Raw genomic sequence first — 16,709 nt, forward strand, 5'->3', positions numbered from 1 at the left:
TGCGAGCCCCGCAGTCGCGAACTGGGATGACGCCGTGAGCGGGCACCGCGAGGCACGGCCGTGAGCGTGCAACCCGGCTGGTACGTCGACCCCGCCGACCCCGAGACCCGCCGGTACTGGGACGGCGAGGGGTGGCTCGGCGCGCCGATCCCCGTCGACGCCACCCCGCCCGACGGGCCACCGCCGCCCGAGCCGGCCCCCGCCGCCGCACCGGCCACCACCTCGGCCGCGCCGCACCCGGGCCAGCCGGCCCCGGCGCCGGTCACGCACCCCGGCCCGCCGGCGCCCGGGCCGTACCCGGGCCCGCCGGCCGGCGGCCCGGGACAGCCGTGGCCGGGGCAGGCCGGCCCGTGGCCCGGCCAGCCCGGACAGCCCGGCCAGCCCGGCCCGTGGGCCGGCCAGCCGGGCCAGCAGGGTCCGCCGCCGGGCTGGCCGTACCCCGGCTGGCCGGGGCGACCCCCGGCGCCGCGCCCGCACGGGCTGCCGCTCGCCTCGTACGGCGCCCGACTGGTCGCCCGCCTGATCGACCTCGGCGTGGTGTTCCTGCTCAACGCCGTGGTCAACGGCTGGTTCGTCTGGCGCTACGTCGAGGAGATCTCGCCGTACCTGCGGGAGTCGGTGCGCCGGTCGCTGGCCGGGGACACCTCCACCGACGGGCTGCCCCAGCCGGGCGAGCAGGCCGCCGGGCTCCAGATCGCCATCCTGCTGATCGCCACCGCGCTCTGGTTCGCGTACGAGGTGCCCTCGATGGCCGCCCGCGGCCAGACCTTCGGCAAGCGGCTGGTGGGCGTCCGGGCGCTGCCGGTCGAGGCGGACCAACCGCTCGGCTTCGGCCGGGCCACCCGGCGCTGGAGCACCCTGGGCCTGCCCACCCTGCTCTGGTACTGCTGCGGCCTGGGCCTGCTGCTCCAGTTCGTGGACGCGGTCTCCCCGCTCTTCGACCAGCCGCTGCGCCAGGCCCTGCACGACAAACGGGCGCAGACCGTGGTGGTCCAGTTGCCCCGCACCCGGCCCGACACCCGCACCACCCCGCGCGACCGCGCCAACCCCCCGGAGGACACCCCATGACCGACACCGGACGTCACCAGCCTCCGCTGCGGCTCACCCGCGCCGACCTGGACGCGCTGCCCAACTACGTGCCCGGCCGCAGCCCGGCCGACCTGGCCCGCGAGCTGGGCCTGCCCGAGGCGATCAAGCTGGCCAGCAACGAGGTCCCGTACGGGCCGCTGCCCGGCGTCGTGGAGGCGGTCGCCGAGGCGGTGGCCGGTTCGCACCGCTACCCCGACATGGGCGTGGTGGCGTTGCGCCAGGCCCTCGCGGAGCGGTACGGCGTGGACGCCGACCGGATCGCCACCGGTTGCGGCTCGGTGGCGCTGGCCGAGCACCTGGTTCGGGCCACCTGCCTGCCGGGCGACGAGTTGCTCTACTCGTGGCGGTCGTTCGAGGCGTACCCGATCATCGCGGCGACCAGCGGCGCGACCAGCGTGCGGGTGCCGAACGACGCCGGCCACGGCCACGACCTGGCCTCGATGGCGGCGGCGGTGACCGACCGGACCCGGATGATCCTGGTCTGCAACCCGAACAACCCGACCGGCACCGCGGTCCGCAGGGCCGAGCTGGACCGCTTCCTCGACGCGGTGCCGGACGACGTGCTCGTGGTGATCGACGAGGCGTACCGGGAGTTCGTCACCGACCCCGAGGTGCCGGACGGCCTGAGCTACCTGGACCGGCCGAACGTGGCGGTGCTGCGCACCCTGTCCAAGGCGTGGGGCCTGGCCGGCCTGCGGATCGGCTGGCTGGTCGCCGAGCCGACCGTGGCCGCCGCGGTGCGCAAGGTGGTCACCCCCTTCTCGACCAGCATGGCCGCGCAGGCGGGCGCGCTGGCCGCGCTCGCGCAGGCCGACGAGGTCGAGCGCCGGTGCGCGCTCGTCGTCGCCGAGCGGGACCGGGTCACCGAGGCGCTGCGCAAGTTCGTCCCGGACGTGCCGGACAGCCAGGCCAACTTCGTCTGGCTGCCGCTGGGCGAGCGGGCCGTCGAGTTCGGCCGGGCGTGCGAGGCGCGCGGCGTGATCGTCCGGCCGTTCCCGGGCGACGGGGTGCGGGTCACCATCGGCACCCCGGTCGAGAACGACGCCTTCCTGGTCGCCGCCGAGGCCGCGCTGGCCTGACGGCGCAGGTCCGGGGCCGGTCCGTCAACCCCCTACGGACCGGCCCCGGACGTCTCACCCGACGGTCACCGGTTGCCGGAACCGTCGGCGGTAGGTGTGGACCGCGAACAGCAGCAGGATCAGCAGGGAGCCGGCCGCGCCCGAGGCGAGCACCAGGCCGCTGGCGTCCCGCCTGCCCGCCGGCGCGGCCGAGGTCGCGCCGAAGTCGACCGAGCCGGTGGCCGTCCGCTTCGTCCAGCCGCTGGCCAGTTCCAGCCGGGCCTTCCAGGGGCCGTCCGGCAGCCGGTGGTCCAGCCCGACCCGGACGGTGGTCCGGCCGCCCAGCGGGAGGGTTCTGGTCTCGGCCCGCACCGGGCCCGCCGCGAGGCCGCCCGGCCCCTCGGAGAGCCACAGGTCGCCGGCCAGGTCGAGGGCGCGCCGCCCGGTGTTGCGTATCTCGGTCGTGACGAACGGGGTGCCGTCGGGGCTCCGGCCGCCGGTGAGCGGGCCGACCTCGAATCCGGAGGGCGGCTCGCCGCCGGGTCCGACCGACAGGTAGACCCGGATGCCGGCGCGCGCCACCTGCTTCACGGTCCGGCCGTCGTCCCCGGCGGTCTCGGCCCAGACCACCGCGTACCGCTCGCCGGCCTCGGCCTTCTCCGGCACCCGGATGGTCACCCAGACCGTGGTGTCGTCGTCCGGCCCCAGTCGCACCTGGGCCCGGTCGACCTGGATCCAGCTGCTCAGCTCGTTCGCGGTGCGGTCGGGCGCCAGGACGAACCCCTTGTCGGTGACCTCGGCCGCCGCGGGGTAGACGGCGACGTCCCGGCGGATCTCCGACGGGTTCTCCACCACCATGCGGCGGCGGATCGTGGTGCCGGGATGGATGTGGTCCACGATGTACTTGTGCGCGCGGGTGTCGTCCCGACGGTTGACCGGGGCGTCGAGCAGGCGCACGCCGACCGCCGCCGGGGCGCCCTCGGGGGTGGGACTGGCCGACGGGCGGGGCCGGGGGGAGTTGTCGCGGCGCAGGCCCGGGTCGGCGCCGGCCGGTGCCGGGATCCCGGCGGCGACCGTCAGGGTCGCCGCCAGGACCGCGACGCCTCGCAGGTCAGGACACCGAATGGGTGATCACCCCCGAGTACGTGCCGCCGACTGCGCCGCCCGGGATCGTGATCCGGATCGACGGGTTCCAGGTCGCCGAGTTGTTGCCACTGCCGGAGGTCTTGCTGAACGCGACCCGGGGCACGTTCAACGTCACCGCGTCGGAGGAGGTGGGTTGCCCCGGCACGAAGGTGCCGGTGCCGGTGTTGGAGACGAGCGGGCCGGACCAGTACTCCACGAGGTTGGGCAGGATGGTCTCCTCGCCGGAGCCGCTGCCGGTGGTGAAGGCGCTGCTGCTCACCGTGGCGGTCCACGTCGAGGTGAGCGCGGCGCGGCTGTCGGTGACCGTGACGTTGCCGAGCTGACCGGTGGCGGTGGAGCCGGCGAAGACCGCGCCGAGGTTCACCGAGGGGGGCACCGAGATGTCCAGGTTGGCCGTCGAGATGGTGAACGTGACGACGGTGTCCCCGGACGGCGCGGCGGCGGCGGGGGCCGCCAGCGCGAGCACGGCGACCGCGGCGGCGGACAGGCTAAGAAGTGGCTTCTTCATGGATCTCACGCTAGGTTCGGAGTGGCCCTGAACTGGACAAACAGCCATAAATCACTCATCAGGCGACAGAGTGGACGATAGTTCCGCGGTACGTTCCGGCCACGATGCCCGTCGGGACGGCGACGCGGATGGTCGGCGTCCACGCCACCACGTTGTTGCCGTTCCCGGCGGTCTTGCGGAAGGCCTCGCGGGGCACGTCGAGCGCGACCGCCTGTGCCGCGGTGAGCTGCCCGGGCACCAGCGTTCCCCCACCGGTGCTGCGCACCACCGGCCCGGACCAGTAGGAGATCCGGCCGTTCGGGATGGTTCGCGACGCGCCGCCGGCCCCGGTGGTGAAGACCGTCGCGCTGACGGTGGCCACCCAGAGGTTCGGGTTGACCGGCCCGCGCTTGTCGGTCACCTCCACGGTGCCGAGGTGGCCGGTGAGCACCCCGCCGACGAAGCCGGTGCCGAGATTGACCGAGGCGGGCACGGTGATGTCGACCCCCACGGTGAGGTTGAGCTGGACGACGCCGGCGACGGGCGCCGCCTCCGCGGGCACGACGCCGCCGAGCGCGAGGAGCAGACCCAGCGGGACGGTAAGCGGACGCACGCGGTGAACTATAAGGTCGTTTGTCCGTTTTGTCGAATACCGCGAGCGGTTCAGGTACCGGCCAGGAGCACCGGCTCGGCCATCAGGAAGTACCCCTGGTCGTCGTCGTCCGGGCGGGCACGCTCGCGGAGCCGTTCCACCGCCACGTAGCCGTCCACCGCGTGCGCCCGGCCGGGCTGCCACCCGGTCCCGTCCCGGCCGATGTCCATGGTGAACCGGGACCGCTCCGCCCCGGTGGCCGGATCGATGGTGACCAGCTCCCGCGCCCCGGTCAGCAGGTGCACCCGGCCCGGCTCGACCGCCAGGATCCGGACCTGCCCCAGGTCGTTCCGGCGCCACACCTGCGCGCCGGTGCGGGCCGACCGCCCGGTGACCACGCCGCCCGCGGCGCCCACCGCGTGCTCGCCGTCCAGCTCGCTGTCCGGGCCGTCCAGGGCGGGAGCGGCGACCGGCTCACCCGCGCCGGGGACCAGCCAGCCCCGGCCGGTCCCGTCGCCCCGCCCGGAGGTGCGCAACCCGCGGCAGGCCGAGTGGCCGTCCCGGCAGCCGAGCGGCGTCACCACGAGGTGCTCCGGAGCGTCCGGCGGGCGCCAGCGGGTCCGTACCGCGCCGGTGGCGGCGTCCCGGAACTCGACAGTGGCCGGCCCGGCGCAGGAGTCGACCCCGAACAGCTCGCCGGCGGCCGTGGTGCCCACGTCGGCGCGGCAGCCCCGCGCCACCTCCGCACGCCACAGCCGGCGGCCGTCCGCCAGGGCATACCCGCCCACCCCGCCCGGACCGGCCGCGACCAGCACGGCCCGGCCGTCGGCGGACCGGGTGGCGTGCAGGCCCGCGGGATCCCAGACCGTGGCCGCGTAGGTGCGGCGGGGCTTGGGCACCTCGCCGGGCTCCGGCCCGTCCGCCCGCCAGGCGACCCGCCCGGTACGCGCGTCCAGCGCCACCAGCTTCCCGTCGGACCACCGGCTGACCACCGTGGTGCCCTCGGCGAGCACCCCGACCAGCTTGGCCGGCCACCGCCGGTACGACCAGAACGGGGTGACCCGGTGCCTGCCGGAGACGGGCTGGTCCGCGTACACCTGGCGGGCGCCCGCGTAGACACGGAGCCGGCCGTCCACGACCAGCGGCGCCACCGGCAGCCGGCCGATCACCCCGGCCGGCGGGGTCGGCGCGGCCGGGTACGCGCCCCGGGCGACCGTCTCGACCTCGGCGGGCGCGAGGACCCGGACGACCACGGCGGCCGCCGCCGCGACGGCCAGCACCGCCACGACCGCCACCATGATCCGCCGCCCCGCGGGCTCGCCCATGCCGCACCTCCGCCCGGCACCCTACCCAGCGGCGGTCCCCGGGGGCCGCGCGCCCGGCCCGGGCCAGATCCGCCCGCGGCGTCGGTTCAGGCGGCCTCGGCGGACCGGGTGGGCCCGGCGGCCAGCGCCAGGTCGGCCAGGTCCCGGCGGAGAGCGCCCTCGACCGCACGGGCCGCCAGGCCGCCGAGGATCAGCGCCAGCACCCGGCCGTACGGCCGGGTCGGCACCGCCTCGTGCTCGACGGTGACCTCGGTGCAGCCGCGCCGCCGGCGCTCGACGGTGCGCAGCGTCCAGGTGATCCGGTAGTCCGCGCCCGCGCCCCGCGAGCTGAGCACCAGCCGCGCCGGGGCGACCGCCTCGACCACCAGGAACTCCTCCGGCTCGGCGACGCCGTCCGGTCGCACCCGGGTCTCCCGCCACGCGGTGCCGGCCCCGAGGTCGCCGGGGGTGAGGATCTCGACGTCGCCGACCGCGGAGAGCCAGTCGGCCCGCGCCGCGAGGTCGGTGAGGAGCCGCCAGACGTCGACGTCCTGCGCTTCGATGAATGCGGAAACCGTCACCGTCGACATGGCACCTCCCGTGTCGTCCACGGTACGGGCCGTCACCGGCCAAGGGGAGCCTTGCGGTGACATTTCCACCACCGGTGCCCCGATCGCGGGGCACCGGGCGCGGCGAGCGGTCAGGAGCGGAAGGCGTCACCCCGGATCGCGGCGACGAACGCGGTCCAGCCCGGTGGGCTCACCGCGAGCGCGGGACCCTGAGGGTCCTTCGAGTCGCGTACGCCCACGACACCGTGCGCGCCGACCACGTTGGTCGCCACCTCGACGCAGAGGCCCTGATCGTTGGAGCGGCTGCTGGTGCGCCAGATGGCGCCGGTCAACTCGGTCATCCTCGCGGTCCTTCCTGTTCCACTCGGGTGCGCCCCGGCCCGCACCGCCGGGGCGTACGCAATCCGCGACGATCAACGGCGCAGGAAACGTCCCCGGTCGCACAGCGGGTGCGACCGGGGACGGAGAGTGAACAGGGCGACTCAGCGCGCCGGCAGGATGCTGCCACTGACCTCGCCGAGGGCGATCGTGGTCCCGTCCGGGCCGGGCGCGGTGGCGGTGATCGTGACCGTGTCGCCGTCCTCCAGGAAGGTGCGCTCGGCGCCGTCGGCGAACTTGACCGGCTCGGCCCCGCCCCAGGTCAGTTCCAGGAACGAGCCGACCTGCCCGCGCTCGGGCCCGGAGACGGTGCCGGAGGCGTAGAGGTCGCCGGTGCGCAGGGAGGCGCCGTTGACGGTGAGGTGGGCGAGCTGCTGGGCCGGGGTCCAGTACATGGTGGCGAACGGCGGTTCGGCGACCCGCTCGCCGTTCCACTCCACCGACAGGTTCAGGTCGAGCCCGAGGTGCGGGGTGGCGTGCAGGTAGTCCTGGACCGGCGGGTCCTGGTCGGGCGCGGGCACGAAGGCGTTCGCCAGCGCGTCCAGCGGGGTGACCCAGGCCGACACCGAGGTGGCGAAGGACTTGCCCAGGAACGGCCCGAGCGGCTGGTACTCCCAGGCCTGGATGTCCCGGGCCGACCAGTCGTTGACCAGCACCACGCCGAAGACGTGGTCGGCGAAGTCCGCGACCGGGACCCGGTCGCCGAGCCGGCTCGGCACCCCGACGACGAAGCCCACCTCGGCCTCGATGTCCAGCCGGACGGAGGCGCCCGTGGTCGGGCCCTGCGCGGTGGCCCGCTGGCCGGTCGGGCGCACCACGGGGGTGCCCGAGACGACCACGGTGCCGGCCCGGCCGTGGTAGCCGATCGGCACGTGCTTCCAGTTCGGCAGCAGCGGCGGCTGGCCGGGGCGGAAGATCTGCCCGACGTTCGACGCGTGGTGCTCGGACGAGTAGAAGTCGACGTAGTCGGCGACCTCGAACGGGAGCAGCAGCTCCACCTCGCGCAGCGGCACCAGCAGCGGCTCCACGGCCGGCCGGTGTGCCGGGTCGCTGAGCAGCTCGGTGACCCGCTGCCGCACGGCGGTCCACTGCGGACGGCCGAGCGCCATGAAGTCGTTGAGGGTGTGCCGGCCGAGCGCGCCGGCGGCCAGCACCAGCCCGGCGGCCTCCGCGCCGGCCAGGTCCAGCACGAAGTCACCGATGCGCACGCCGATCCGCGGCTCGCGGTCGCCCTGGCGGAACACCCCGTACGGGAGGTTGGCCACCCCGTACGCGGAGCCCGCGGCACCCGTCACCCAGCTCATGCCGCCACTCCGCTCCGCTCCGTGGCGCCATGAGGCACCAACGCACTGCACCTGCTGATTCGCTCGCTGCGCTCGCTCATTCCTCGTAGCCCCCGTTCACCAGCCCCAGCCGGATCAGATCGGTAAGTGGTTCGGAGATGCTGCACGAGCCGTAGCCCACCCAGAGCGGGCGCTCGGCGTCCTGGTGTGCCCGGGCCTGCTCGACCACCCGGAGCGGGTCGGTGACGGCCAGCAGCTCGGCCACCCCGTCGACCTCGGCGCCCCCGGTGGCCGCCAGGGTCGCCGCCAGCACGTTGACGAACCCGTGGTGGGTGAAGCCGGTCTCCGGGTCCCGGTGCCGGATCGCCTGGTGCAGCCCGGCGGTCAGCTTGAACGGCAGTTCCCGGTCCCGGCAGGCGCAGATCACCGCGGCCAGCTCCACCGGGGTCGGGAAGAGTTCGGCGGCCAGCCCGCCGGTGCGGAACTTGGCGGCCACGGGCAGCCCGCCGGCCCGCGCCGCGGCGAGGGCGTCGAGCGCGCCCATGAGCCCGAAGGTCAGCGGGATCTCCGCGTACACGGTGGCGCCGGGGAGGCGCTCGGCGAGCTTGAGCAGGTCGGCCAGGCCGGGCTGCGGGTCCTCACCGCGCTTGGCGACCGGCGCCTCGACCTGGCGGACGGTGAGCCGGGCGTCGGCCTCGGCGAGGGCCGCCTCCAGCCGGCCGACCGGCACGTCGCCGATCACGCCGACCGCCAGGGCCGCCTGCGGGGCGAGCAGGTCGGGCAGGTCCGGCAGGGTCGAGGCGGGCAGCAGCAGCGGGCCGACCAGGTCGGCGTACCACCCGGCCCGGTGCCGGTGATGCGCGGTCACGGCGTCCGGCAGCGCGGCGCTGCCGGGCGGGAAGACCGCCGCGTCGTCGACGAGGCCGGCGAAGAGGCGGGGCACCTGCGTTGACACGGAACAAGAATCTACGGGACGCTACAAGGAACGGACAACTGCGTCCGATTATCGGACGTCTCCGGCCGGAGAACGGGACATATCGGGAGGCGAGATGCCGTACTACCGCAGCGTCGGCGAGGTGCCCCGCAAGCGCCACACCCAGTTCCGCCAGCCCGACGGCACCCTCTACGCCGAGGAGCTGGTCGGCCAGGAGGGCTTCTCCTCCGACTCGTCGCTGCTCTACCACCGGCACGCCCCCACGGCGATCGTGGCCGCCGAGGAGTTCACCCCGCCCGCCTTCACCCGGGTCCCCAACCTGCCGCTGAAGCCGCGGCACCTGCGCACCCACAAGCTCGACGGCGCCGGCGCCGACCCGGTGCTCGGCCGGCAGTACCTGCTCGCCAACGACGACGTACGCATCGCCTACGTGCTCGCCGACCGGCCGTCGCCGCTGTTCCGGGACGCCACCGGCGACCACTGCCTCTACGTGGAGTCCGGGACGCTGCGGGTGGAGTCGCCGTTCGGCGTGCTGGAGGTGGTGGCCGGTGACTACGTCATCATCCCCACCTCGACCATCCACCGCCTCGTGCCCACCGGCGACGAGCCGACCCGGCTGCTCGCCATCGAGGCCGCCGGCCACGTCGGCCCGCCCAAGCGCTACCTCTCGGTGCGCGGGCAGTTCCTGGAGCACTCGCCCTACTGCGAGCGGGACGTCCGCGGGCCGGACACCCCGCTGCTCGTCGACGAGACCGACGTCGAGGTGCTGGTCCGCCACCGGCGGGGCTGGACGAGGTACGTGTACGCGAACCACCCGTTCGACGTGGTCGGCTGGGACGGGCACATGTACCCGTGGGCCTTCTCCATCCACGACTTCGAGCCGATCACCGGCCGGATCCACCAGCCGCCGCCCGTGCACCAGACCTTCCAGGGCCCGAACTTCGTGATCTGCTCGTTCGTGCCGCGCAAGGTGGACTACCACCCGGGCGCCATCCCGGTGCCGTACAACCACCACAACGTCGACTCCGACGAGATGCTCTTCTACACCGGCGGCAACTACGAGGCTCGGCGCGGCTCCGGCATCGAGCAGGGCTCGATCTCGCTGCACCCGTCCGGCTTCACCCACGGCCCCCAGCCGGGCGCCGCAGAGCGGTCGATCGGGGCGGAGTTCTTCGACGAGCTGGCGGTCATGGTGGACACCTTCCGCCCGCTCGACCTCTGCGACGCCGCGACCGCCTGCGAGGACGACGCGTACGCCTGGACCTGGGCGCGCCGGGCCTAGCGCCGGGGATGGTGGCCGGGCCGCGCGAGCACGACGAACTCGGCCACCACCGTCGCCGTGATCCCGGCGACCAGCGGCCACGGGCCGCCGACCAGCGCGTAGAGCACCAGCAGCACCGGAGCGGCGGCGACCGCGCACACGGCCAGGGCCAGGGCCGGGTCGGCGCGGAACAGCCCGGGCACGATCGTGCCCAGCCGGTCGGGCAGCCGGACCGCGTACCGCCGGGCCAGCAGAGCCCCGCCCAGCGCGGTCAGCACCGCGAAGATCCGGGACGGGCCCGGCGCCACCGGCGCCAGGAAGGCCACCAGCACGCTGGCCACCAGCGACCAGCCCGCGCCGTAGAGGACCAGCTCGCGCAACCCGTCGGCGACGGTCCGGCCGGTGTGGCCGCCCGCCGGGTCCAGGACCGCCGACTCGGCCAGGTGCTCCAGCGCCTCCGCGTAGCGGCGCTGGTCCAGCCGGATCACGCCCATGTCGTGCCGCGCCTCGGCCAGCTCCGGATCCAGCCGCAACGCCTCCCGGTAGGCCCGCTCGGCCAGGTCGTACAGCTCCAGCCGGGCCGCGACCAGACCGAGCACCAGGTGCGCCTGGGCGGTCTCCGGGGCCAGCTCCACACCGCGCCAGGCGGCGTTGAGCGCCGCCTGCCCGTTGCGCGCCCCGGCCAGGATCGCGGCGGCGCTGCGCTGGGCGTACGCGTCGTCCGGGCCGAGCGCGAGGATCTCGTCCCCGGTGCTCGCCGCGGCCTTCCACCGGGCCAGGTCGACCAGGGCGAAGCCGCGCGCCACCAGCGGGGACAGGGCACCGGGGGCGGCGGCCACGGCGGCCTCGGCGGCCGGTAGCGCCTCCGCCGGCCGGCCGGCGGCGAGGTGCACCCGGGCCAGCATGGTCAACGCCCCGGCGTTGCCCGGGTCGGTGCCGAGCGCCCCGTCCAGTTCCTCGGCGGCCTCGTCGTACCGGCCCAGCTCGGCGAGGAGCTGCGCGCGCTGGACGTAGCCGTCGGCGGCGGACTGGTCGGGGGCGGCGTCGTTGGGCATCACGCCGAGCGTAACCGCCGCCCGCTGCCCGCCGCCGGCCGCGAACGGCGGTCAGGCGCTGTGGCAGCGGGACCGGTCCAGCGAGCGCCCGCAGGTGCCCAGGCTGCACCAGCGCCGCAGCCCGCTGTCGTCCAGGAAGAGCCAGCCGCACCGCTCGTCCGGGCAGATCCGGAGGGTGAGCCGGCGCGGGTCGGCGAGCAGTTGGGCGGCACTCCACGCGACCGCGTGCAGGGGCATCCGGAGCCCGGCCGCCAGCTCCGGCCACCAGCGTCCCCGACCGTCGGCCTCGCGGCGGAACACCAGCTCCTTGGCGGCGGCCTCCGCGTACCGGGCGACCACCTCGAACCCGTGCCGGTCGTCCGGTCCGGTCAGGCACCCGTACAGCGCGTGCCGCAGCTCCCGGGCCTCGGCGAGCACCGCCTCGGCCCGGCCGGGGTCCCGCCGGCCCAGGTGCAGCAGCCGGCTCACCGAGACGTCGTCGACCAGCCCCACGTGCCCGGCCCACACGGCCAGGGTGCGGTAGCCGCGCAGCCACTCGGCCCCCGGCAACGGCGGTTCGTGCCCCCATCCGGCGAAGGTGTTGCAGAAGTCCAGCGCCGGGTGGCCCCCGACGCTCCACGGCAGGCACTCGTCGCGTACCCGGACCTCGTAGACGGGCCGGCCGGGCCGGTCCAGCCGGTCGTCGCCGCGCAGGATCCGGCGGTGCACCTCCCGCAGGCGCGGCCCCGGCTCGACGCCCAGCTCGTCCACGAGCAGCCGCCGGGTGGTCCGGTACAGCCGCAGCGCGTCGGCCTGGCGGCCGCCCCGGTACAGCGCGGTCATCAGGACGGCGACGAGCTGTTCGCGGGTCGGGTGCCGGACGGCCAGGGGCATCAGCTCGGCGACCGCCCGGGCGTGCTGGCCCAGCGCGAGCTGCGCCTCGGCGCGCAGCTCGACGGCGACCAGCCGGAGCTCCTCGACCGTGCCGTGCAGCCGGTCCCGCAGCTCGCCGTCCGCCGCCCCGGCGAGGAGCGGCCCCCGCCAGAGGGCCAGTGCCCGGTCGAGCAGCCGTACCCGCTCGGCGGGGTCGGCGGCGGCGCCCGCCGCCCGCACCAGCTCGCCGAACTCGTCGACGTCGACGTGGTGCCCGTCGGCCTCCACGAGGTAGCCCTCGCCCCGGGTGCTGATCCGCACCCCGTACGGCGTCAACGCGCCCCGCAACCGCCCGATGTACGTCTGCACGGCACCGCGCGCCGAGGCCGGCGGCCGGCCGTTCCAGAGCAGGTCGATGAGGCGTTCGGTCCGGACCACCCGTCCCGTGTCGAGCAGCAGCACACCGAGCAGGCAGCGCTCCTGGCGGCGGCTGCCGACCTCGACCGGCCGGCCCCGGTGACGGGCCTCGAAGGGTCCGAGCAGTCGGAATTCCATACCGGACAGGACGGTCTGGCCCGGGCCGCCGGTTGTCATCCGGCGGTGAGCGGATGGTGGGCTTCCCGGCGCACGACCGGGACCGGGGCGGGCTCGGCCCGGTGGCAGCCGGAATGGTGGTGAGTCCGTGGTGAGCGGGCCCGGTGATCCTGGTGCGGCCCTGACCTGGAACACGGATGGAGTGACCATGCGTCTGAAGATGAGCGTCGCGGTGGCGTCGGTCCTGGCCGCGATCGTCGCGGCACTGCCCGGCTCGGCGTCCGCCGCGAGCGGCGGCAGCGGCCCGGGCGCCTGGGAGCCGGCCCCGCAGGAGGCGTTCGAGATGCCCGCCGGAGCCCGGTGCGACTTCGCGGTACGGGTCGAACCGATCGTCGACGAGGTCCGGAAGCTGACCCTGGCGACGTACCCGGACGGCTCGCCGAAGCGGGAGCTGTTCACCGGCGCACTGATCGACCGGGTGACCAACCTGGAGACCGGGGCCACGTCCACGGCGGACGCGAGCGGCACGTCGCTTGTCGTCTACGGCACGGACGGCTCGATGACCTGGTACGTGACCGGACCGGTGCTGCTCGGCTTCCGGGAGAACGCGGGCTCACTGCCGAAGGGGCTGTGGATCGTGGACGGCCAGTTCGCTGTGGAGTTCACGCCCACCTTCGAGAAGACCATCACCATGCTGCACGGCACGACCCACAACGTCTGCACGGACGTCGACTGACCGGGCGCGGCGACCGGGTCATCCCGGTCGCCGCGTCACACCGCGGGCGCCTCGTAGACCAGCGCCACCGCGATCCCGGTGAGTCCCTCGCCGCGCCCGGTGAAGCCCAGGCCGTCGGTGGTGGCGGCGGAGACGGTGACCGGCGCGCCGACCGCCGCGGAGAGCACCCGCTGCGCCTCCTCCCGGCGCGGACCGATCTTCGGCCGGTTGCCGACCACCTGGACGGACACGTTGCCGATCTCGAAACCGGCCGCCCGGACCCGCCGGGCGCTCTCGGTCAGCAGGGCCACCCCGGACGCGCCCGCCCACTCCGGCTGGTCCACCCCGAAGTTGGCGCCCAGGTCGCCGAGGCCGGCCGCGCCGAGCAGGGCGTTGCAGGCGGCGTGCGCCGCCACGTCGGCGTCCGAGTGGCCGGCCAGGCCGTCCTGGTCGGGCCAGTGCAGGCCGGCGACCCAGCAGGGCCGCCCGGCCGCGAAGGCGTGCACGTCCGTGCCGATGGCCACCCGAGGAACGATCATGGCCCGAGGGTACGCGTCAGGCGCCGGTGGCCAGCAGGTGCTCGGCCAGGGCCAGGTCGAACGGGCGGGTGATCTTCAGGGCCAGCTCCGACCCGGGTACGCAGACCACCGGGACGCCCAGCTTCTCGACAAGGCCGGCGTCGTCGGTGAGCGGGTCGCCGGCCGCCTCGTGGGCGGCGGTCAGCACCGACCGGCGGAAGCCCTGCGGGGTCTGCACCGCGCGCAGGGCGGCCCGGTCGACCGTGCCGAGGACCCGCTCGCCCGCGTCGACCTCCTTGACGGTGTCGACAACCGGCAGCACCGGGATCACCCCGCCGTGGCCGGCGCGGACGGCCGCGGCCACCGACTCGACCAGCTGGGGTGGGGTGAGCGCACGTGCCGCGTCGTGCACGAGGACGATCTCCGGCCCCGCGGGGACGGCGGCCAGCGCGGCGGCCACCGACGCCTGGCGTTCGGCGCCGCCGGGGACGACGGTCACCGGGGCCACCGGCGCGAGCATCAGCCGGACCGACTCGACGTCGGCGGCCGGGGCGGCCACCACGATCGTGTGCACCGAGGGTGCGGCGGCGATCCGGCGGACCGCGTGGACCAGCAGCGGCTCACCGGCGAGCGGCCGGAGCGCCTTGGGAGCGCCCGGGCCGAGGCGTACCCCGGCTCCGGCGGCAGGAACAAGGACCGCGACGTCACCGCGCGGATTGAGCTGCGCGGTCACGTCGCGGTCCTCGGATTCGTTTGCTACGGGGTGGGTACGACGACTGCTGTGGATCAGGCCTCGGTCAGCACCTTGTCGAGCAGCGTCTCCGCCTCGTCCTTGGTGCTCTTCTCGGCCAGCGCGACCTCGCCGACGAGAATGTCCCGCGCCTTGGCCAGCATGCGCTTCTCACCCGCGGAGAGACCCCGCTCCCGCTCCCGGCGCCACAGGTCGCGGACGACCTCGGCGACCTTCAGCGGGTTACCGGAGGCCAGCTTCTCCAGATTCGCCTTGTAACGCCGCGACCAGTTGGTCGGCTCCTCGGTGTGCGGTGCACGGAGCACGTCGAAGACCTTACCCAGGCCCTCTTCGCCGACCACCTCGCGCACACCCACGATCTCGGCGTTCTCGGCGGGCACCCGGACCGTCAGGTCACCCTGCGCGACCCTCAGGACGAGGTACTGCTTAGGCTCGCCCTTGATGACCCGAGTCTCGATTGCCTCGATGAGTGCGGCCCCGTGGTGGGGGTAAACAACGGTCTCGCCGACACTGAAAACCATAGGTTCGAAACCCCTTTCGCTGTGTCTAGGGTAACACGCTCAGGCACCGATGTCTCACCGCTGTCCTGACCGTTGGCGCAGCTCAGGGGCCCTGTGAGAGGTATTTCTTCAGCTTGACAGGCGGTCAAGCCGATGGTTCCGACACGCTCCGTGACCATCGGATGACAACCCGGTAAGAGTGACGGAAGCGTTCATATCTAGGGCTATGCGCTCCTTCCATGGTAGCTCCGGAATTCCAGGTGCGCCCAGGTGTGGCGGTACGACGACCGGTGCGGGACCCTGGGGATGGACTGACGTCCGCTCACCGAGACGGTTCCTGGGGGTCCGATGGGCATGCCTGACGCTGACGGCCACGGGCCACCGGACGGGCTTCCCGACCTGCCCCCGGAGTGGGGCCGGGTGGTCGTCCCCGACGACGCCTCGGCGCTGGCCGAGGAGGCCCGCCGGGTGCGCCGCGAGCTGCGCCGGGCGAACCGCCCGGCCGGCGGTGGACGCCGCCTCAACCCCGCGGGCCGGCCGCCGGTCGGGCTGCCCGTGCTGGTCCTGCTGGTCGCCGTCCTGATCACCCTCACCGGGCTGGCCGCCGTCACCTGGCCTCGGTCGAGCCGCTCCGGCGGCGCGCCCACCGTGCTGCCGTACCCGACGGCTCCCGTCGGGCCGCTGCCCGCCCTCGACCTCGTCGACCCCGACGACGCGCCGGTGCCGCTGCGCGGCCTGCTGCCCGCCATGATCGTCCTGGTTGATGCGTGCGCCTGCCCGGAGCAGGTCAGGACCGCGGCCGCCGCTGCCCCGCCGGGGGTCACCGTGGTCACCGTGACCGAGGACCGCACCGCCGCGGCCGCCACCGCACCCGGGGTACGCCCGCTCGCCGACCCGGCCGGCGGCCTCCGCTCGTACCTGCACCTCTCGCCCCACCCCGGCACGGCCGCCGCCCTGCTGGTGGACCGGCAGGGCACCCTGGTCCGGGTGGTGCCCGAGCTGGGCCCGGCGGCGGACTACCGCGACGACCTGGTCCGGCTGGGCGGCTGACCGCCGCTCAGCCCATCCCGTCCAGCCGGGCGTCGAGGTCGACCTGGTTGCCGAGCGCGACGAACCGGACCAGCAGCGGCCCGCCGCTCGCGCCCACCACCGGGATCGAGGCGGCGGTCGGCCCGCCGCAGCTCAGCACCCGCTCCGTCCCGTCGTCGGACGAGCCGGTGAATGCGACGGCGACCGCGCCCCCGCCCGAGCAGCTGACCGTCAGCAGGAAGCGGTTCCCGTCCGACGCGTTCGCCCGGCGCGTCACCGGGGCCCCGTCGGGCGTCAGGCGGGACCGCTCCCGCCACACCTCGTAGAGGACCTCGCGCCGCCGCGCCACGCCGCCGGGCTCCTCGTGGACCACCACCGGCGCGTCCGGATCCGCCTCGGGACCGGACAGCATGACCTGGTCCAGCACGCGGCCGGTCCGCGGGTCCACCAGCACTCTCGACCCGACCGGGGAGCCGCTCGGGCCGACCCGGAGGCCGGGTTCGAGGAAGGCACCGGCCGACGGGGTGGGCTGCGGCCCGCTGCGCCCCGCCGCCGGCGCCGCCGCCCGCCACCAGGCCGCGCCGGCCGCCAGCGCCGCCACCGTCAGCCCGGTCAGCAGCGCGCTCCGGATCCGCTCGTCGGGAGCCACGCGCA

At 75.2% G+C, this 16,709-nt stretch carries 19 protein-coding genes; 5 read left to right on the forward strand and 14 right to left on the reverse strand.

The window, feature by feature from the left end; translation table 11 throughout:
- Positions 1-60 precede the first annotated feature (60 nt).
- Both ACZ6PY_RS13040 and hisC read left to right on the forward strand, forming a co-directional pair.
- Positions 61-1,068, forward strand: coding sequence for an RDD family protein (locus tag ACZ6PY_RS13040; RefSeq protein ID WP_466071778.1), 1,008 nt, complete (start codon positions 61-63; stop codon positions 1,066-1,068).
- Positions 1,065-2,168, forward strand: coding sequence for a histidinol-phosphate transaminase (gene hisC / locus ACZ6PY_RS13045; RefSeq protein ID WP_466071779.1), 1,104 nt, complete (start codon positions 1,065-1,067; stop codon positions 2,166-2,168). The genes ACZ6PY_RS13040 and hisC overlap by 4 nt, the downstream gene beginning before the upstream one ends.
- 54 nt (positions 2,169-2,222) lie before the next feature.
- On the opposite strand, the gene ACZ6PY_RS13050 is transcribed toward hisC, so the two are convergent.
- From ACZ6PY_RS13050 to ACZ6PY_RS13085, 8 genes are all read right to left on the reverse strand, one after another.
- Positions 2,223-3,104 carry a hypothetical protein gene (locus ACZ6PY_RS13050; RefSeq protein WP_466071781.1) on the reverse strand — a complete coding sequence of 294 codons (882 nt, stop codon included), beginning with the start codon at positions 3,102-3,104 and terminating at the stop codon, positions 2,223-2,225.
- Positions 3,105-3,258: 154 nt separating this feature from the next.
- Positions 3,259-3,801 (reverse strand): hypothetical protein, encoded by a 543-nt coding sequence (locus ACZ6PY_RS13055; RefSeq protein ID WP_466071782.1) that lies wholly within the window; start codon positions 3,799-3,801, stop codon positions 3,259-3,261.
- A 58-nt stretch (positions 3,802-3,859) separates the two neighbouring features.
- The gene (locus ACZ6PY_RS13060; protein WP_466071784.1) at positions 3,860-4,393 is read right to left on the reverse strand and encodes a hypothetical protein; all 534 of its coding nucleotides are present in this window, start codon (positions 4,391-4,393) and stop codon (positions 3,860-3,862) included.
- 50 nt (positions 4,394-4,443) lie between these two features.
- A complete protein-coding gene (locus ACZ6PY_RS13065) occupies positions 4,444-5,697 on the reverse strand; it encodes an outer membrane protein assembly factor BamB family protein (RefSeq protein ID WP_466071786.1) in 1,254 nt (417 codons plus the stop codon).
- A gap of 86 nt (positions 5,698-5,783) precedes the next feature.
- On the reverse strand, positions 5,784-6,266 hold the full coding sequence (locus ACZ6PY_RS13070) for an SRPBCC family protein (RefSeq protein ID WP_466071787.1): 483 nt from the start codon (positions 6,264-6,266) through the stop codon (positions 5,784-5,786).
- A gap of 110 nt (positions 6,267-6,376) precedes the next feature.
- Positions 6,377-6,586, reverse strand: coding sequence for a DUF397 domain-containing protein (locus ACZ6PY_RS13075; protein ID WP_466071789.1), 210 nt, complete (start codon positions 6,584-6,586; stop codon positions 6,377-6,379).
- Positions 6,587-6,727: 141 nt separating this feature from the next.
- The gene (gene fahA, locus ACZ6PY_RS13080; protein WP_466071790.1) at positions 6,728-7,927 is read right to left on the reverse strand and encodes a fumarylacetoacetase; all 1,200 of its coding nucleotides are present in this window, start codon (positions 7,925-7,927) and stop codon (positions 6,728-6,730) included.
- A 76-nt stretch (positions 7,928-8,003) separates the two neighbouring features.
- Complete coding sequence (locus ACZ6PY_RS13085; RefSeq protein ID WP_466071792.1) at positions 8,004-8,861, reverse strand: hypothetical protein; 858 nt, start codon at positions 8,859-8,861, stop codon at positions 8,004-8,006.
- 94 nt (positions 8,862-8,955) lie between these two features.
- Here ACZ6PY_RS13085 and ACZ6PY_RS13090 point away from each other — a divergent pair, with 94 nt between their 5' ends.
- Positions 8,956-10,122, forward strand: a complete 1,167-nt coding sequence (locus ACZ6PY_RS13090) for a cupin domain-containing protein (RefSeq protein ID WP_466071794.1) — start codon at positions 8,956-8,958, stop codon at positions 10,120-10,122.
- Here ACZ6PY_RS13090 and ACZ6PY_RS13095 read toward each other — a convergent pair.
- Both ACZ6PY_RS13095 and ACZ6PY_RS13100 read right to left on the reverse strand, forming a co-directional pair.
- On the reverse strand, positions 10,119-11,156 hold the full coding sequence (locus tag ACZ6PY_RS13095; RefSeq protein WP_466071796.1) for a tetratricopeptide repeat protein: 1,038 nt from the start codon (positions 11,154-11,156) through the stop codon (positions 10,119-10,121). The two genes, ACZ6PY_RS13090 and ACZ6PY_RS13095, sit on opposite strands and share 4 nt — an antisense overlap.
- A 51-nt stretch (positions 11,157-11,207) precedes the next feature.
- Positions 11,208-12,563: a BTAD domain-containing putative transcriptional regulator gene (locus tag ACZ6PY_RS13100; protein WP_466071798.1), complete on the reverse strand. Its 1,356-nt coding sequence runs from the start codon at positions 12,561-12,563 to the stop codon at positions 11,208-11,210.
- 187 nt (positions 12,564-12,750) lie between these two features.
- On the opposite strand from ACZ6PY_RS13100, the gene ACZ6PY_RS13105 reads away from it, so the two are divergent.
- Positions 12,751-13,278, forward strand: coding sequence for a hypothetical protein (locus ACZ6PY_RS13105; protein WP_466071800.1), 528 nt, complete (start codon positions 12,751-12,753; stop codon positions 13,276-13,278).
- Between the two features lie 35 nt (positions 13,279-13,313).
- On the opposite strand, the gene ispF is transcribed toward ACZ6PY_RS13105, so the two are convergent.
- The 3 genes from ispF to ACZ6PY_RS13120 are packed head-to-tail and all read right to left on the reverse strand — an operon-like array spanning position 13,314 to position 15,047.
- Positions 13,314-13,796 (reverse strand): 2-C-methyl-D-erythritol 2,4-cyclodiphosphate synthase, encoded by a 483-nt coding sequence (gene ispF / locus ACZ6PY_RS13110; RefSeq protein WP_466071802.1) that lies wholly within the window; start codon positions 13,794-13,796, stop codon positions 13,314-13,316.
- 16 nt (positions 13,797-13,812) lie between these two features.
- Positions 13,813-14,508 (reverse strand): 2-C-methyl-D-erythritol 4-phosphate cytidylyltransferase, encoded by a 696-nt coding sequence (gene ispD, locus ACZ6PY_RS13115; RefSeq protein ID WP_466071804.1) that lies wholly within the window; start codon positions 14,506-14,508, stop codon positions 13,813-13,815.
- Positions 14,509-14,561: 53 nt separating this feature from the next.
- The gene (locus ACZ6PY_RS13120; protein WP_007073334.1) at positions 14,562-15,047 is read right to left on the reverse strand and encodes a CarD family transcriptional regulator; all 486 of its coding nucleotides are present in this window, start codon (positions 15,045-15,047) and stop codon (positions 14,562-14,564) included.
- Positions 15,048-15,374: 327 nt separating this feature from the next.
- Here ACZ6PY_RS13120 and ACZ6PY_RS13125 point away from each other — a divergent pair, with 327 nt between their 5' ends.
- Positions 15,375-16,076, forward strand: coding sequence for a hypothetical protein (locus ACZ6PY_RS13125; protein ID WP_466071806.1), 702 nt, complete (start codon positions 15,375-15,377; stop codon positions 16,074-16,076).
- 7 nt (positions 16,077-16,083) lie between these two features.
- On the opposite strand, the gene ACZ6PY_RS13130 is transcribed toward ACZ6PY_RS13125, so the two are convergent.
- Positions 16,084-16,704: a hypothetical protein gene (locus tag ACZ6PY_RS13130; RefSeq protein ID WP_466071808.1), complete on the reverse strand. Its 621-nt coding sequence runs from the start codon at positions 16,702-16,704 to the stop codon at positions 16,084-16,086.
- Positions 16,705-16,709: the final 5 nt, after the last annotated feature.

This window comes from Micromonospora sp. NPDC048907, assembly GCF_055586885.1.

What these genes read in the sequence shown, in the direction of transcription:
- ACZ6PY_RS13070 (WP_466071787.1), bottom strand. Translation starts at nt 6,266, where the DNA reads ATGTCGACGGTGACGGTTTCCGCATTCATCGAAGCGCAGGACGTCGAC.
- ACZ6PY_RS13055 (WP_466071782.1), bottom strand. Translation starts at nt 3,801, where the DNA reads ATGAAGAAGCCACTTCTTAGCCTGTCCGCCGCCGCGGTCGCCGTGCTC.
- ispF (WP_466071802.1), bottom strand. Translation starts at nt 13,796, where the DNA reads ATGATCGTTCCTCGGGTGGCCATCGGCACGGACGTGCACGCCTTCGCG.
- ACZ6PY_RS13090 (WP_466071794.1), top strand. Translation starts at nt 8,956, where the DNA reads ATGCCGTACTACCGCAGCGTCGGCGAGGTGCCCCGCAAGCGCCACACC.
- ACZ6PY_RS13075 (WP_466071789.1), bottom strand. Translation starts at nt 6,586, where the DNA reads ATGACCGAGTTGACCGGCGCCATCTGGCGCACCAGCAGCCGCTCCAAC.
- ACZ6PY_RS13065 (WP_466071786.1), bottom strand. Translation starts at nt 5,697, where the DNA reads ATGGGCGAGCCCGCGGGGCGGCGGATCATGGTGGCGGTCGTGGCGGTG.
- fahA (WP_466071790.1), bottom strand. Translation starts at nt 7,927, where the DNA reads ATGAGCTGGGTGACGGGTGCCGCGGGCTCCGCGTACGGGGTGGCCAAC.
- ACZ6PY_RS13125 (WP_466071806.1), top strand. Translation starts at nt 15,375, where the DNA reads ATGGGCATGCCTGACGCTGACGGCCACGGGCCACCGGACGGGCTTCCC.
- ACZ6PY_RS13100 (WP_466071798.1), bottom strand. Translation starts at nt 12,563, where the DNA reads ATGGAATTCCGACTGCTCGGACCCTTCGAGGCCCGTCACCGGGGCCGG.
- ACZ6PY_RS13105 (WP_466071800.1), top strand. Translation starts at nt 12,751, where the DNA reads ATGCGTCTGAAGATGAGCGTCGCGGTGGCGTCGGTCCTGGCCGCGATC.
- ACZ6PY_RS13095 (WP_466071796.1), bottom strand. Translation starts at nt 11,156, where the DNA reads ATGCCCAACGACGCCGCCCCCGACCAGTCCGCCGCCGACGGCTACGTC.
- ACZ6PY_RS13120 (WP_007073334.1), bottom strand. Translation starts at nt 15,047, where the DNA reads ATGGTTTTCAGTGTCGGCGAGACCGTTGTTTACCCCCACCACGGGGCC.
- hisC (WP_466071779.1), top strand. Translation starts at nt 1,065, where the DNA reads ATGACCGACACCGGACGTCACCAGCCTCCGCTGCGGCTCACCCGCGCC.